The 15,957-nt window shown below is 67.2% G+C and carries 10 protein-coding genes; 9 read left to right on the forward strand and 1 reads right to left on the reverse strand.

The features are described 5' to 3' along the window. Positions 1-16: 16 nt before the first annotated feature. A complete protein-coding gene (locus GTP90_RS18620) occupies positions 17-427 on the forward strand; it encodes a hypothetical protein (protein ID WP_161084963.1) in 411 nt (136 codons plus the stop codon). Beyond that, on the forward strand, positions 388-888 hold the full coding sequence (locus GTP90_RS18625; protein ID WP_254451930.1) for a hypothetical protein: 501 nt from the start codon (positions 388-390) through the stop codon (positions 886-888). The genes GTP90_RS18620 and GTP90_RS18625 overlap by 40 nt, the downstream gene beginning before the upstream one ends. On the opposite strand, the gene GTP90_RS18630 is transcribed toward GTP90_RS18625, so the two are convergent. Then, positions 885-1,811 (reverse strand): acyltransferase family protein, encoded by a 927-nt coding sequence (locus GTP90_RS18630; protein WP_161084964.1) that lies wholly within the window; start codon positions 1,809-1,811, stop codon positions 885-887. The two genes, GTP90_RS18625 and GTP90_RS18630, sit on opposite strands and share 4 nt — an antisense overlap. Positions 1,812-1,957: 146 nt before the next feature. Between GTP90_RS18630 and GTP90_RS18635 the strand changes: the two genes are divergently transcribed. From GTP90_RS18635 to GTP90_RS18665, 7 genes are all read left to right on the forward strand, one after another. Then, a complete protein-coding gene (locus GTP90_RS18635) occupies positions 1,958-2,716 on the forward strand; it encodes an SDR family NAD(P)-dependent oxidoreductase (RefSeq protein WP_161084965.1) in 759 nt (252 codons plus the stop codon). Between the two features lie 82 nt (positions 2,717-2,798). Continuing rightward, positions 2,799-4,589 (forward strand): gamma-glutamyltransferase, encoded by a 1,791-nt coding sequence (gene ggt / locus GTP90_RS18640; RefSeq protein ID WP_161084966.1) that lies wholly within the window; start codon positions 2,799-2,801, stop codon positions 4,587-4,589. 48 nt (positions 4,590-4,637) lie between these two features. Next, entirely contained in the window at positions 4,638-5,813 is a 1,176-nt protein-coding gene (locus tag GTP90_RS18645; RefSeq protein WP_161084967.1) for a patatin-like phospholipase family protein, read from the forward strand. 66 nt (positions 5,814-5,879) lie between these two features. Further along, positions 5,880-10,835, forward strand: coding sequence for a two-component regulator propeller domain-containing protein (locus tag GTP90_RS18650; RefSeq protein WP_254451931.1), 4,956 nt, complete (start codon positions 5,880-5,882; stop codon positions 10,833-10,835). A 125-nt stretch (positions 10,836-10,960) separates the two neighbouring features. Then, positions 10,961-11,677, forward strand: coding sequence for a response regulator (locus GTP90_RS18655; protein WP_161084968.1), 717 nt, complete (start codon positions 10,961-10,963; stop codon positions 11,675-11,677). A 90-nt stretch (positions 11,678-11,767) separates the two neighbouring features. After that, positions 11,768-13,411: an AMP-binding protein gene (locus GTP90_RS18660; protein ID WP_161084969.1), complete on the forward strand. Its 1,644-nt coding sequence runs from the start codon at positions 11,768-11,770 to the stop codon at positions 13,409-13,411. Between the two features lie 10 nt (positions 13,412-13,421). Next, a complete protein-coding gene (locus GTP90_RS18665; protein WP_161084970.1) occupies positions 13,422-15,788 on the forward strand; it encodes a bifunctional salicylyl-CoA 5-hydroxylase/oxidoreductase in 2,367 nt (788 codons plus the stop codon). Positions 15,789-15,957 lie beyond the last annotated feature (169 nt).

Raw genomic sequence — 15,957 nt, forward strand, 5'->3', positions numbered from 1 at the left:
TACGCGAGGTGACGCCATGAATTTGTTGAAACCGGCATTGCTGTTGGCGTTCCTGCTGGGAGCGCTGACCTGCCCATATGCCTGGGCGCAGGGCCATAGCCACGGAGGAGGGGGCCACGGCCATTTCCATGGCGGCTGGGGAGGCGGCCATGGCTATCATCACGGCCGCGGCTATGTGCGCGGCGGCGTCTTCGTCGGAGCGCCTGTCTACTGGCCGCGTTACCGCTACTACGGGCCCTACTACGACGGGTATTATTATCCGTCCGGCTACTACGCCGACCCGCCGCTGTACCTGCCGCCACCCGACGCCGGCGTATCGTCGAGAAGGCTTTACTACTGCGACAACCCGCGTGGCTACTACCCCAACATCACAAGCTGCCTGCTGCCATGGCGCATGCTGGTCGCCACCGTGGTGCCGCCGCCATGACGTCGCGCGCCGTACTTTGCCTGATGCTGGCGCTGTCGGGCGGATCGGCAGGGGCCCAGGCGCCGGGCCCCGCCAAGATCGTAGCTCCGGCCAGTCCCGAGCTTCGCGAATATGCCAAACTGCCGGTCTGCACGCTGAGCGCGGACGGCCTGCGGTTGGCCGTCGAACCGTGCCGCACCGCGCCGGCGCGCAAGCCGATGCCACGCCGTCCCGTCCCGCAGATCATCCAGCGCATGCCCGTCGTCAAGCAGGCACCGCAGGTTGCCATGCCCGCCGCGCCGCCATCGCCGTCGTTGCAAACCTTGCTGAATCCTCCCAACGCACCGAAGGCCCTGAACAACTGTGGCCCCACCGGCTGCAACGACGCCAACGGCACCCACATCAACAATGCCGGTCCCGGCACCGTCATTTCGCCCTCGGGCAAAGTCTGCAACCGCAACGGCATCTGGGTGCAGTGCTAATGCTGCCGCACGCCCACCGGCGCGCTGCGCGACAGGCGGTGAAGACCCACAGTCACGGCCAAAATGACGACGGTCGAGATGACGAGGTCGAGCGGGGCGTTGTGAGTGGGGTGCACAAACAGATAAGTGTGGATCAGGAAGATTTCGAGCAGGTAGTCCTCAAGCTCTGCGAGCCGGGACAGTCCATGCCAGCGGATTCCGGTGGCGTTGGCCAGCCATACGCAACAGGCGATGCTGGTCAGGGCGATCAGCGCGGTATTGGCGCCCTTGAACCCGGTGCTGTGAGCCGCCAGCAATGCGACGCATCCGAGCGCGGCGGCCAGCGCTGCCGGCCAGGCGCGCAGTCGTGGCATCGACATGCCATACGCCACGCCGACGATGAAACCCAGCGATGTCAGCCAAAGTTCATGGCCGATCTGGGACTGCTCTTCAAGGTAAATCGCGATCACGGTTGACGCCACCGCGACGACCACGGCGCGCGGTGTCGACCAGCAGGCCTTCGCCAGCAATGGATAGCTCAGGTAAAACACCAGCAACAGCGTAAAAAACCACAAGCCGGCGCCCAGCCCGCTGCGGTTGGGGATGCCCATCCAGTTCAGCACGCCCGACAGCCCGAGAAAATGCACCAGCGTGTGCCAGTGAAATAACACGCCGCCGCGCAGCATGACCACGACTGCAAGAAATCCCAGGACGACCCAGTAGCGCACGCCCAGCCGCTCCAGTTTATTCCGCCAGAACCGGCCGATGTCGAGCTCCGCCCCGTATCGCAGCGAAGTGAAGTACCCCGACGAAAACGCGAAGATAAACAGTCCGACAGTCACCGGTATCCACAAAATCGACGGCGAAAACCAGTGGCCGGCGAGCACCGTGAAGACCGCGATCACCTTGGCAATAGAAAAGTTGAGGCTGATCCTGGCGTCCATGTCTGACTCCTTCGCGGTCGGACGCAAACCGTAGCATGGCAGGGCGGGCGCCCCCTTGCGCTTTTTCCTCAATCCTGGCGAAAAATTCGCTACAATTGCGATGTGACGTTAACGTAAACGTCAAATAAAAACAGATAGGGACACACATGCAAATTCAGAACAACGTATTCATCGTCACCGGCGGCGCGTCGGGCCTGGGCGCTGCCACCGCGCGCATGATCGTGGGGCAGGGCGGCAAGGTCGTGCTGGCCGACGTGCAGGTCGAGCCGGGCGAGGCGCTGGCCGCCGAGCTCAAGGCTGTCTTCGTCAAGTGCGACGTCACCTCTGAAGCCGACGGCACGGCCGTGGTGGACGCCGCCCTCGCGCTGGGCACGCTGCGCGGCCTGATCAACTGCGCCGGCGTGGCGCCGGCCGTCAAGACCGTCGGCAAGGACGGCCCGCACCCGCTGGATGTGTTCCAGCGCACCGTCAACATCAACCTGGTCGGCACCTTCAACATGGCCCGCCTGGCCGCCGACGCCATGGGCAAGACCGCCGCCACCGACAGCGGCGAACGCGGCGTGATCATCAACACCGCCTCGGTCGCGGCCTTCGACGGCCAGATCGGCCAGGCCGCTTACGCCGCCTCCAAGGCCGCCGTCGCCGGCCTGACCTTGCCGATGGCGCGCGACCTGTCGCGCAGCGCCATCCGCGTGATGACCATCGCCCCCGGCATCTTCGAAACCCCGATGTTGATGGGCATGCCGGAGGAAGTGCGCACCGCGCTGGGCAATATGGTGCCGTTCCCGCCGCGCCTCGGCCGCCCGGACGAATACGCCCACCTGGCCAAGGCCATCATCGAGAACACGATGCTGAACGGCGAAACCATCCGCCTGGACGGCGCCATCCGCATGCAGCCGAAGTAAACGGTTTACACGATTTCGTGTAGGATGCCAGAGTGATCGGGCGCGCGGCCCTGGCCGCGCGCCTCTTATTTTTGGAGAGTCCATGTTTCGTCTGAAGCCTTTGGCGCTGAGCCTCGCGCTGTCCCTTCCGCTGCTGGCCGCGTTGAACGCGCCGGTCTACGCACAACGCACCGGCGCCGATGTGGCGCCCGAAATCGCCACCGGTTTCGCCGAAAAAGCCGGCAAGTCCGCGCAAAAATTCATGGTGGCGGCGGCCAATCCGCTGGCCACCCAGGCCGGCTACCAGATGCTCAAGCAGGGCGGCGCCGCGATCGACGCGGCCATCGCCACCCAGCTGGTGCTCACGCTGGTCGAGCCGCAATCGTCCGGCATCGGCGGCGGCTCCTTCCTGCTGTACTCCGACGGCAAGCGCGTGCAATCCTACGACGGCCGCGAAACCGCGCCCGCCACGGCGGACGAACATCTGTTCCAGGACAAGGACGGCAAACCGGTCTCGCGTGAAATCGGCGTGATCGGCGGCCGCTCGGTCGGCGCGCCCGGCGTGCTGCGCATGCTGGAGCTGGCGCACAAGGAGCACGGCAAGCTGCCATGGAAGGCGCTGTTCGCGCCGGCCATCAAGCTGGCCGAAGACGGCTTCAATGTCAGCCCGCGCCTGAACGCGCTGCTCAACTACGACCGCTATCTGGCGCGCGACCCGGTCGCCAGGGCCTACTTCTTCGGCGAGGACGGCAAACCGCGCCCGGTCGGCTACCTGCTGAAGAACCCCGAACTGGCGCGCACGCTGCGCGAGATCGCCGACGGCGGCGCCGACGCCTTCTACAAAGGCCGCATCGCGCGCGACATCGCCGCCAAGGTGGCCGGCCATCCGACCAATCCCGGCAAGCTGACCGCCGCCGACATCGCCGGCTACCAGGCCAAGGAGCGCACGCCAATCTGCAGCGACTACAAGGCCTGGACCGTGTGCGGCGCGCCGCCGCCGTCGTCGGGCGGCATCGCCATCGCGCAGATGCTGGGCATCCTGGAAGTGAAGGACATCAGCCCGTACAAGCCGGTCAACGGCATGCTGACGGCCGAGGGCATCCACCTGTTCAGCGAGGCTGGACGCCTGGCCTACGCGGACCGCAACCGCTACGTCGCCGACACCGATTTCGTGCCGCTGCCCGGCAAGGGCGTCACCGCGCTGCTGGACAAGGACTACCTGAAGCAGCGCGCCTCGCTGATCGGCGAGAAGTCCATGGGCCGCGCCAACTACGGCACGCCGGCCACGATGCAGGTCGCGTGGGGCGCCGACACCGCCATCGACAAGCCATCGACCTCGCACCTGGTGGCGGTGGACGCCTACGGCGGCGGCCTGTCGATGACCACCTCGGTGGAAGACGCCTTCGGCGCGCGCCAGATGGTCGACGGCTTCATGCTGAACAACCAGCTGACCGACTTCTCCTTCGATTCGCAGGACGAAAACGGCCCGATCGCCAACCGCGTGCAGGCCGGCAAACGCCCGCGCAGCGCCATGTCGCCGACGCTGGTGTTCGACAAGGGCACGCACAAGCTGGTGCTGGCCACCGGCTCGCCGGGCGGCTCGGCCATCATCAACTACGTGGCCAAGGTGTTGGTCGGCACGCTGGATTGGCAGCTCGATGTGCAGCAGGCCATCAGCCTGCCCAATATCGGCAGCCGCAACGGCCCGACCGAACTGGAAGCGGGGCGCGTGGCGCCGGCGGTGGTGGAGCAGCTCAAGGCGCGCGGCCACCAGGTGCGCGAGTTCGAGCTCAACTCAGGCCTGCAGGGCATCCAGCGCCGCACGGCCGGCGGCAAGGAGCAGTGGTTCGGCGGCGCCGATCCCCGTCGCGAAGGTGTCGTATTAGGCGACTAAAGCCGTCAAACGCTCCCCAAATCCGGCATACCCTGCTAACCTTGTCGTATGGGAATTCAAAAGAAAACAGGATTGATCCTGACGGGCGGCGGCGCCCGCGCCGCCTACCAGGTCGGCGTGCTGCAGGCGATCTCGGAGATACTGTGGGAAGCGGGCTGGCCGCCGGCGCGCAATCCGTTCGACATCATCTGCGGCACCTCGGCCGGCGCCATCAACGCCACCGCGCTGGCCTGCCGCGCCGATAACTTCGGCGAGGGCGTGCAAAAGCTGCTCGACGTCTGGCAGCACATCGAAGTGGGGCAGGTCTACCGCGCCGACTCGCTGGGCGTGATCCGCTCCGGCGCGCGCTGGTTGTCGCTGTTGTCGTTCGGCTGGCTGCTGCGCAAATGGCGCGCCGCGCCGCCCGCGTCGTTGCTGGACAATACCCCGCTGGTCGGCCTGCTGCACCGCATGCTCGATCTGCCGCGCCTGGACTCGGTGCTGTCCGAGGGCCTGCTGCACGCGCTGGCCGTCACCGCCTCGTCCTACACCGCCGGCAACCACATGACGTTCTACCAGACCGCCGCCGACATCGCGCCGTGGATACGCATGCAGCGCGTGGCCCTGCAGGACCAGATCGGCGTCGAGCATCTGCTGGCGTCGTCGGCGATCCCGTTCATCTTCCCGGCCACGCCGCTGTACATGGGCGGCCACCGCGAATACTGCGGCGACGGTTCGATGCGCCAGCTGGCGCCGATCTCGCCGGCCATCCACCTTGGCGCCAGCAAGGTGCTGGTGGTCGGGGCGGGGCGCCTGACCGAGCCGGCCCGCAGCGCCGCCGAGAAAAGCGCGGCGCGCTATCCCAGCCTGGCGCAGATCGCCGGCCACGCCATGTCGTCGATCTTCCTCGATAGCCTGGCGGTCGACATCGAACGGCTGGAGCGCATCAACAAGACGCTGTCCATGCTGCCGCCGGAGCTGCTGTCGCAGACGCCGCTCAAGCCGGTGCAGCTGCTGGTGATCGCGCCGTCCGAGCGGCTCGACGACATCGCCAGCCGCCACATCGCCAGTCTGCCGGCGCCGATACGCACCATGCTGTCCGGGATAGGCGCCACCGAAACGCGCGGCGCCGCACTCGCGTCGTACCTGTTGTTCGAATCGACATATACTTGCGAGTTGATCCGGCTCGGACAGCGCGACACGCACGCGCGCAAGGACGATGTGCTGGCGTTTTTCGAATCCTGAATTTTGCGCATGGATACCTGACCGACGGGACTCTTTTTGCTGTTTTTGACACACCTCTGTAGCCGCTTGCTGCTGCCCGTCCTGCTGTTGTGGGGCCTGGGCGCGGCCGCCGCATGGGCCGGGGCGCCGCCGCGCACGCTGCGCTTCGAGCAGCTCAGCGTCGAACACGGACTGGCGCAGGAATCGGTGCTGGCCATCGCCCAGGACAAGCAGGGCTTCATCTGGCTGGGCACCCAGGCCGGCCTGACCCGCTTCGACGGCTACCGCACCGTCACCTACAAGAGCGCCGTCTCCGACCCGCGCAGCCTGACCGACAACTGGGTGCGCGTGCTGCACCTGGACCGCGCCGGCCAGCTGTGGGTGGGCACCGACGGCGGCCTGGATCGCTACGACCCCACCACCAAGACCTTCACCCACTTCCTGCCGCACGAATCGGCGCAGCGCGGCAACGGCAACCGCCACGTGCGCGCCATCGCCGACGATGGCGAGGGTGGCCTTTGGCTGGCCAGCGCCGACGGCCTGCATCACTTCAACCCGGCCAATCAGCGCTTCACCAGCTGGCACCACGATCCGGCCGATGCCGGCAGCCTGGCCAACGACCAGGTCAACGCGCTGGCGCTGGACGCCGCGGGCCGCCTGTGGGTGGCCACCGCCACCGGCCTCGATATGCTGGCGCCGGGCGAGGCGCGCTTCCAGCACTTCACCATCGACGCCCACGGCGACAGCAAATTCAACGCCGTGCTGGCGCTGCAGGTCGACAGCGCGCAGACGCTGTGGGTGGGCACGCTGGGCGGCCTGGAACAATGGCGTTTGCTGGGCAAGGAGCCGCAGCGCCGCCGCCTCGGCCCGCGCGAGGGCATGAAGCCGGGCATGAGCGTCACCACGCTGTATGTCGACGCCGAGACCAACGTCTGGGTCGGCACCCAGGCCGACGGCCTGCTGCGCTGGCTGCCGGCGGAGAACCGGCTGGTACAGTATCTACATCAATTCAGCGATAGCCACAGCGTGGCGGACAACCAGATCTCGGCGCTGTTCCGCGACCGCGTCGGCACCTTCTGGGTCGGCACCTGGAACGACGGCGCCAGCCGCGTGGACCTGGGCAGCGGCGGCTTCGCCCGCATCGTGCGCCAGGCCGACATCCCCAACACCCTGTCGGACAACAAGGTGCGCGCCATCGTCGCCGAGGCGCGCGGCCAGCTGTGGCTGGGCAGCAGCGGCGGCCTGAATCTGTACGATCCGGTCAGCGGCGAGGGCAAGGTGTGGCGCCACGATCCGCAACGCGCCAACAGCTTAAGCGACGACCAGGTCACCGCGCTGTGGCGCGAGAAGAACGGCAATATATGGATCGGCGGGCGGGCCGGCGTCAACCACCTGGACGTGGCGAGCGGCGCGATCAAGGCGCTGTCCTTCGTGCGCGGCGATCCGGCCAGCGACACCATCCGCAACATCGTCGGCGACCGCAGCGGCATCTTGTGGATCGCCTCGCGCGGGGGGCTGCACCGGCTCGACCCGCAGACCATGGACGTGCGCACCTTCCGCCACGATCCATCCGACATGAGCAGCCTGGCCGACAACGTGGTGCGGCCGATACTGGAGGACCGCAAGGGCCAGCTGTGGGTGGGTACCTTCAACGGCCTCGATCTGCTGGACCGCAAGACCGGCACGTTCCGCCACTTCCGGCGCGACCCCACCGACCCTTTCAGCCTCAGTCACGACGAGGTGCACTACCTGTACGAGGACGGGCGCGGCACCATCTGGGTCGGCACGGCGGCGGGCCTGAACAAGATGGAAGTGGCGGCCGACGGCGCCATCCGCTTCCGCCGCTACCTGCGCAAGGACGGCATCGCCGACGACGCCATCGCCTCCATCCTGCCGGACGACGCGGGCAATCTCTGGTTGAGCACCAACAGCGGCCTGTCGCGCCTGAACACCGAGACGGGCCTGGTGCGCAACTACGGCGGCGCCGACGGCACCATCGAAGGCGCCTACTTCGACGGCTCCGCGCTGCGTACGCCGGACGGCACGCTGTACTTCGGCGGCTTCAATGGCATCACCGCGTTCGCGCCGCCGGAGGTGCGCGAGAACAGCGTGGCGCCGACCGTCGCCATCACCGACTTCCAGATCTTTAACAAGTCGCTCAAGCCGGGGCAGGGCGACCATCCCGACGTGCTGAAGGTGGCGATCGAGCACACCAACGCGCTGACGCTGCTCGAAGGCGATTCCGTGTTCTCGCTGGAGTTCGCGGCGCTGCACTACGCCGCGCCGCAGCGCAACCGCTTCGCCTACCAGCTGCAGGGCTTCGACGAGGACTGGGTGGTCACCGATTCCACCAAGCGCTTCGCCACCTACACCAACCTCGATCCCGGCAAGTACACCTTCCGCGTCAAGGCCGCCAACAAGGACGGCATCTGGAACGACAACGCGGCCACACTGGAGATCACCATCCTGCCGCCGTTCTGGAAGACCTGGTGGTTCCGCGGCCTGTTCGGCGTGGTGCTGGCCGGCGCCGCCTGGGCCGCCTATCACGCGCGCGTGCGCAGCCTGCATCACCAGCAGCAGCGGCTGGAGGAGCTGGTCGGCTCGCGCACGGCGGAAGTCGAACAAAAGAACCTGCTGCTGGAACAGCAGAAGCGCGAACTGGAGCAGCGCCGCCTGGAGGCCGAGGCCCAGCGCGCCGAGGCCGAGCAGCGCCGCGTCGACACCGAGCGGCAAAAGGTGGAAGTCGAACGGCAGAAGGAGAACGTCGAACAGGCGCACCGCAACATCTCGGTGCTGAGCGAGCTGGGTCGCGAGATGAGCGCCACGCTGGACATGGAAACCTCCATGCGCACGCTGTACCGCCACGTGCATCACCTGATGGACGCCCAGATCTTCGGCATCGGCTTCGTGCGCGAGGACGAGGGCGTGATCGACTTCCCCTTCGCCATCGACGCCGGCGTGCGCACCTTGCCCTACCAGCGCCCCCTGGACCAGCCCAACCAGCTGGCCGTGTGGTGCCTGACGCAGCGCAAGCCGGTGTTCATCAACGACTTCCAGGCCGAATACCGCAACTACATGGATGAATCGGGCCTGGATATGCTGGTGACCTGCGTGCGCGAGGACGGCGCGCCGGCCGCCGTGGCGCAGTCGATGATGTACGCGCCGCTGGTGGCCAACGACAAGGTGGTCGGCCTGCTGTGCGTGCAGAGCGTCGAGAAGAACTGCTACCAGCAGGTGCACATGGACATGCTGCAAACGCTGGCCTCGCACGCCGCCGCCGGCCTGGAAAACGCGCGCGCCTACCAGCAGCTGGAAGAAACGCTGCAGGAGCTGCGCCAGACCCAGGCCCAGTTGCTGCAGCAGGAACGCCAGGTGCGCCTGCACACCGAGGAGCTGGCGCTGGCCAACCGCGCCTTGCAGGAGAACGACGAGCGCCTGCGCCTGGCCAAGCAGAAGGCGGAAGACGCCACGCGCCAGAAGTCCGAATTCCTGGCCAATATGAGCCACGAGATGCGCACTCCGCTGGCCGGCGTGATCGGGATGCTGAACTTCGCGCTGCGCGACAGCCGGCTGGCGGTCGGCACGCGCGAGCAGATCCTGCGCGGCCAGGCCAGTGCGCAGTCGCTGCTGTCGATCATCAACGACCTGCTGGACTTCTCGAAGATCGAGGCGGGTAAGCTGACCATCGAGAACATCGACTTCTCGCTGTCGGCGGCGGTGGAGAACGTGGTCAGCCTGTTCGAGGAGCAGGCTGCCGCGCACAGCGTGGAATTCAGCCTGGAGTTCGGCGAAGGCCTGCCGCAGTTCGTCGTCGGCGACCCGACGCGCCTGCGCCAGGTGCTGGTCAACCTGGTCGGCAACGCCTTCAAGTTCACCGAGCACGGGTCGGTGCGGATGCGCGTCGAGCGCGTGCCGCAGGAGGACGACGCGCGCGCCCGCGCCGGCTACAAGGGAGCGCTCAACCGCATCCGCTTCAGCGTCGCCGACACCGGCATCGGCATCGAGGCCGCCGCGATCCCGCGCCTGTTCCAGCAATTCGAGCAGGCCGACGCCTCCACCACGCGCCGCTACGGCGGCACCGGCCTGGGACTGGCGATCTGCCGCCAGCTGGTCGAGCTGATGGGCGGCGGCATCAACGCCGTCAGCGCGCCGGGCGAGGGCAGCGTGTTCTCGTTCGAACTGCCGCTGGCGAACGGCGTGCCGCCGCCGCTGGTGCCGCACGTGCCGCGCGAGCCGCACAGCCACCAGCTCAAGGTGCTGTGCGCGGAGGACTTCCCGACCAACCAGATCATCATCCGCATGATGCTGGAAGACCTGGGCCACAAGGTCGATATCGCCGCCAACGGCGCGCTGGCCGTCAAGGCCTGTTCGCTGACGCGCTACGACTTGATCCTGATGGACGGCCGCATGCCGGAGATGGACGGCGCCAGCGCCACTCGCATGATCCGCTCCGGCGGCACCGAGGCGATGCCGGTACGCGACCAGGAACTGATGATCATCGCGTTGACCGCCAACGCCAGCGAGGAAGACCGCAGCCGCTACCTGGCCTCCGGCATGGACGACTTCCTTACCAAGCCGATCGACGAGGACAAGCTGCACTTCCAGTTGAGCCGCGCGATCGAACGCCAGCTGCAGCGGGGCTTCCAGCTGCCGCGCATGGCGCCGCGCCACGACCCCGCGCACGGCACGGCGGAACTCGATGCACTGTTCGGCGTGGCACCGGCCTCGGAGGAACCGGCCCGGCTGGCGCAGCACAGCGGCGGCAGCGATCTGAAACTGCGCCTGCGCAGCGCCTTCCTGCAGGATGCGCCGCTGCGGCTGGCGGACCTGGAGCGCGCCGTCGAGCAGGCCGACGCCGATACCGCCAGCCGCCTGCTGCACGGCATGAAGGGCAGCGCCGGCTATCTGGAGGAGCAGGAGCTGCAAGCCCTGTGCGGCGAGCTGGAACTCGACGCCGACCATGGCAACTGGGCGCGCATCGCCGAAGCCATGCCCCAGCTGCGCGCGTTGTTGGCGCGGGCCGGCGCGGCTAGCACTTCGTAAGCTGACGTAATTCATACAAAACCTTCGATGTCCAGGACATATTGACCCTGTTTTTCATGTAATATCGTTGCTAAGTGCCGTACTGAGGTCACACTAAAGTAGTCGTTAAGGGCACAGGGAGTCTCATGAAAGTTTTGGTAGTCGACGACGACGTCGTCTCGCGCATGGTGTTGATGCACCTGATCGACAGCTGCGGCAAATTCGATATCGTCGAAGCGGAAGATGGCGCGGACGCCTGGCAGCAGCTGGAAGACGGCTTGCGTCCTGCGATCTGTTTCTGCGACCTGCGCATGCCGCGCCTGTCCGGCATGGAGCTGCTCCAGCGCGTGAAGGGGCATGCGGAACTGAACACCATGCCCTTTGTGCTGGTGACGTCCGCCAACGACAAGGACACCGTACAGGAAGCCACCAACGCCGGCGCGGCCGGCTACATCGTCAAGCCGTTCCAGGCCGAGCAGGTCAGGGTCCACCTGGTCAATTTCCTCGACCAGGCGGCCAACGGCTACGACCATCACGCGGAAGATCCCGCCGCCACCTTGCGCCGGCTGGGCATCAACGCCGAGCGCCTGCTGGTCTACCTGAGCGGATTCCAGAACCAGCTGACCGTCGCCACCGGCGACCTGGAAGCCCTGCTGGCCAAGGGGCAGCAGCAGGAGGCGCACGCGCGCGTCGAACGCCTGCACGCCGGCTGCGTCACATTGGGGCTGGACGGCGCGGCCGCCGTGCTGAAGGGCCTTGCGCCCGGCAAGCTGTCCAACGAGGCGGTGCAGGCCGTGCTGGCCGACGTGGTGCGCGCCGTGATCCATCAATCCGGCCTGGTACGGCAGAGCGGCGCCGCCTGAGCGATAGCACTTGATGCTGATATAGTTTAGGTTTAAAGTATCTGCTGCGTGAGCAGCGGCTACCGAACGACCTCCAACTTCAGGGCGACCATGACCAGCACCTCAGTCAGCAGCACCTCCGTCACCAGCAACGACAGCGCGCACACCGACCGCTTCGCGCGCGAGCACCTGCCGCCGCCGGCGTTGTGGCCCGAGCTGCGCTTCGACCTGCCCGAGCTGCAATACCCGCCGCGCCTCAATTGCGTGGCGGCGCTGTTCGACGGCGCGCTGGCCGGCGGCGCGGCCGGCCACGTCGCCATCCGCGGCGAACATCTCAGCTGGACCTACACCCAATTGCAGCAGCAGGTCGACCGCATCGCCCATGTGCTGCGCGGCGCGCTGGGGCTGGAGGCGGGCAACCGCGTGCTGCTGCGCGGCGCGAACAATCCGATGATGGCGGCTTGCATCCTGGCGGTGCTCAAGGCAGGCTGCATCGCCGTGCCCACCATGCCGCTGCTGCGTGCGCGCGAACTGGGCACCATCGCCGCCAAGGCCGAGATCAACGCCGTGCTGTGCGCCGACAGCCTGCGCGCCGAAATGGAAGCGGTGGACCTTCCCGCCGCCGTGAAGGCGAAGACGCTGTGGTTCGGCGCCGCCGACGGCGGCCTGGAGGCGCTGATGGCGGGGCAGCCGGACAGCTTCGACGCGGTGGACACGGCGGCCGACGACGTCTGCCTGATCAGCTTCACCTCCGGCACCACCGGCATCCCGAAAGGGACCATGCACTTCCATCGCGACGTGATGGCGATTTGCGACTGCTTCCCGCGCTCGGTGCTGGGATCGCAGCCCGGCGACATTTTCATCGGCACGCCGCCCCTGGCCTTTACCTTCGGCCTCGGTGGCCTGCTGCTGTTCCCGCTGCGGGTAGGCGCGACGGCCGTCCTGCTGGAAAAGCTGACGCCCGAAACGCTGCTGCAGGCGATCGAAAAATACCGCGCCACCGTGTGTTTCACCGCGCCGACCTTTTACCGTCAAATGGCGCCGCTGGCCGGCAAGTACGACATCTCCAGCCTGCGCAAGTCCGTCTCCGCCGGCGAAGCGCTGCCGCTGGCCACGCGCGAGAGCTGGCGCCAGGCCACCGGGCTGGCGATGATCGATGGCATAGGCGCGACGGAGCTGCTGCACATCTTCATCTCGGCCTCCGGCGACCAGATACGGCCCGGCGCCACCGGCAAGCCGGTGCCGGGCTACCAGGCCTGCATCCTCGACCACGACGGCAACCCGGTCGGGCCGGGCGTGATCGGCCGGCTGGCGGTGAAGGGGCCGACCGGCTGCCGCTACCTGGCCGACGAGCGCCAGCGCGACTATGTGCTCAATGGCTGGAACCTCACCGGCGACGCCTACGAGATGGACGCCGACGGCTATTTCTACTACCGCTCGCGCACCGACGACATGATCATCTCGGCCGGCTACAACATCGCCGGCCCGGAGGTGGAGGACGCGCTGCTGCGCCATCCCGCCGTGGCCGAATGCGGCGTGATCGGAAGGGCGGATGAGGAGCGCGGGCAGATCGTCGAAGCGCATGTGGTGCTCAAGCCGGGCCACGAGGCGTCGGAGGCCATGACGGCGCAGTTGCAGGAGTTCGTCAAAGGGCAGATCGCGCCGTACAAGTATCCACGCGCCATCCGCTACCTGGCGGCGCTGCCGCGTACCGAAACCGGAAAGCTGCAGCGCTTTAAGCTGCGAACCGAATAGAGAGAACCGCATGAATATCGTTTGCATAGGCGGCGGCCCCGCCGGCCTGTATTTCAGCCTGTTGATGAAGAAGCAGGACCCGTCCCACCAGATCACGGTGGTGGAGCGCAACCGTCCCTACGACACCTTCGGCTGGGGCGTGGTGTTCTCCGACCAGACGCTGGGCAACCTGATGAACTCCGACGAGCCGACCGCGCGCGCGATCCTGCAGTCGTTCAACCACTGGGACGATATCGACGTCTTCTTCAAGGGCGAGAAGGTCACGTCCGGCGGCCACGGTTTCTGCGGCATCGGCCGCAAGCGCCTGCTCAACATCCTGCAGCAGCGCTGCGAGGAGCTGGGCGTGTCGCTGGTGTTCGAGACCGAGGTCGCGGACGACCAGGAGATCGCCGCCCGCTACGGCGCCGACCTGGTGATCGCCTCCGACGGTTTGAACAGCCGCACCCGCACCCGCTATGCCGACAGCTACCAGCCGCAGATCGAGGCGCGCCAGTGCCGCTTCGTGTGGCTGGGCACACGCAAGAAGTTCGACGCCTTCACCTTCGCCTTTAAACAGACGGAGCACGGCTGGTTCCAGGCACACATCTACCAGTACGATGGCGACACCTCGACCTTCATCGTCGAGACGCCGGAATCGGTGTGGCGCGCGGCGGGGCTGGAGGAGATGAGCGCGGAGCAGTCCATCGCGTATTGCGAGCAGCTGTTCGCGGAGCAGCTGGACGGCCACGGGTTGATGTCCAATTCGGCGCACCTGCGCGGTTCCGGCATGTGGATCAAGTTCCCGCGCATCGTCTGCGGCCAGTGGGTTCACTGGAACGGTGATGTGCCGGTGGTGCTGATGGGCGACGCCGCGCACTCGGCGCACTATTCGATCGGCTCCGGCACCAAGCTGGCGCTGGAGGACGCGATCGAGCTGGCGCGCTGCTTCGGCCAGCACACCGACGCCTCCGCCGCGCTGGCGGCGTATCAATCGGTGCGGGCGGTGGAAGTGATCAAGCTGCAAAGCGCGGCCCGCAACTCGATGGAGTGGTTCGAGAACGTCGAGCGCTACACGGCGATGGAAGCGCCGCAGTTTGCCTACTCGATGCTCACGCGCAGCCAGCGCCTGTCGCACGAGAACCTGCGCCTGCGCGATGCGGCCTACGTGGCGGACTACGAACGCTGGTTCGCCGACCGCGCTTGCGAACAGGCCGGCCTGCCGCCAACAAAGGCCGCGCCGCCGATGTTCACGCCGTTCAAGGTCCGCGACCTTTTGCTGAAAAACCGCATCGTCGTATCGCCGATGGCGCAGTACAGCGCGGTGGACGGCGTCGCCGGCGACTACCACCTGGCGCACCTTGGCGCGCGCGCACTGGGCGGCGCGGCGATGGTGTTCGCCGAGATGACCTGCGTGTCCGCCGATGCGCGCATCACGCCGGCCTGTCCCGGCATGTACGCGCCGGAGCACACGCAAGCCTGGAAGCGCATCGTCGATTTCGTCCACCAGCACAGCGACGCCAGGATCGCGCTGCAACTGGGCCACGCCGGCGCCAAGGGCTCGACCCGCGCCATGTGGGACGGCATCGACCAGCCCTTGGACAAGGACAACTGGCCGCTGGTCTCCGCCTCGCCGCAGCAGTACCTGGCCGGCATCTCGCAGACCGCGCGCGAAATGACCCAGGCCGATATGGACCGCATCGAGGCCGACTTCGTGCGCGCCACGCTGGCGGCCGACGAAGCGGGCTTCGACTGGCTGGAGCTGCACTGCGCGCACGGCTATTTGCTGTCGTCCTTCATCTCGCCGCTGACCAACCAGCGCGGCGACGAATACGGAGGTAGCCTGGAAAACCGCTGCCGCTATCCGCTGCGCGTGTTTGCCGCGATGCGCGCCGCCTGGCCGCAGCACAAGCCGATGAGCGTGCGCATCTCCGCGCACGACTGGGTTGAAGGCGGCATCACGCCGGACGACGCGGTGCAAATCGCCCGGCTGTTCAAGGCCGCCGGCGCCGACATGATCGACTGCTCGTCGGGCCAGGTCAGCAAGCAGGAAAAGCCGGTTTATGGCCGCATGTTCCAGACGCCGTTCGCGGACCGCATCCGCAACGAGGCCGGCATCGGCGCGATCGCCGTCGGTTCGATCTTCGAGGCCGACCACGCGAACGGCATCATTGCCGCCGGCCGCGCCGACCTGTGCGCGGTCGGCCGCCCGCACCTGGCCAATCCGGCGTGGACGCTGGCGGAGGCGGCCAAGATCGGCTATTCCGGCGTTGCCTGGCCCAAGCAGTACCTGCCGGCCAAGCAGCAGCTGGAACGCAATCTCGAACGCGAGCGCCAACTGGCGGCGGCCAATACCGGCCTCACGCCGCAACAAGTCGCGGCCAAGCTGCTGGAAGGGTGAGGCAATGAGCGAAACCAGGAAACCTTCGGCGCGCGACGCCTACCTGGCACCGGGTTCCGCCTCGGCCCGTGGCGCGGGCCTAGCCGCAGTCCAGGGTGCCGGCACGGCCGGCCTGCCGCTCAGCGGCAAGCACGCCCTGGTGACGGGCGGCGCGCGCGGCATCGGTGCC

The sequence above is a fragment of the Duganella vulcania genome, from assembly GCF_009857655.1.
GTDB lineage: Bacteria > Pseudomonadota > Gammaproteobacteria > Burkholderiales > Burkholderiaceae_D > Rugamonas > Rugamonas vulcania.

Excerpts from the sequence above, each read along its gene's own strand:
- GTP90_RS18620 (WP_161084963.1), top strand. The coding sequence starts at position 17 with ATGAATTTGTTGAAACCGGCATTGCTGTTGGCGTTCCTGCTGGGAGCG.
- GTP90_RS18625 (WP_254451930.1), top strand. The coding sequence starts at position 388 with ATGGCGCATGCTGGTCGCCACCGTGGTGCCGCCGCCATGACGTCGCGC.
- GTP90_RS18630 (WP_161084964.1), bottom strand. The coding sequence starts at position 1,811 with ATGGACGCCAGGATCAGCCTCAACTTTTCTATTGCCAAGGTGATCGCG.
- GTP90_RS18635 (WP_161084965.1), top strand. The coding sequence starts at position 1,958 with ATGCAAATTCAGAACAACGTATTCATCGTCACCGGCGGCGCGTCGGGC.
- ggt (WP_161084966.1), top strand. The coding sequence starts at position 2,799 with ATGTTTCGTCTGAAGCCTTTGGCGCTGAGCCTCGCGCTGTCCCTTCCG.
- GTP90_RS18645 (WP_161084967.1), top strand. The coding sequence starts at position 4,638 with ATGGGAATTCAAAAGAAAACAGGATTGATCCTGACGGGCGGCGGCGCC.
- GTP90_RS18655 (WP_161084968.1), top strand. The coding sequence starts at position 10,961 with ATGAAAGTTTTGGTAGTCGACGACGACGTCGTCTCGCGCATGGTGTTG.
- GTP90_RS18660 (WP_161084969.1), top strand. The coding sequence starts at position 11,768 with ATGACCAGCACCTCAGTCAGCAGCACCTCCGTCACCAGCAACGACAGC.
- GTP90_RS18665 (WP_161084970.1), top strand. The coding sequence starts at position 13,422 with ATGAATATCGTTTGCATAGGCGGCGGCCCCGCCGGCCTGTATTTCAGC.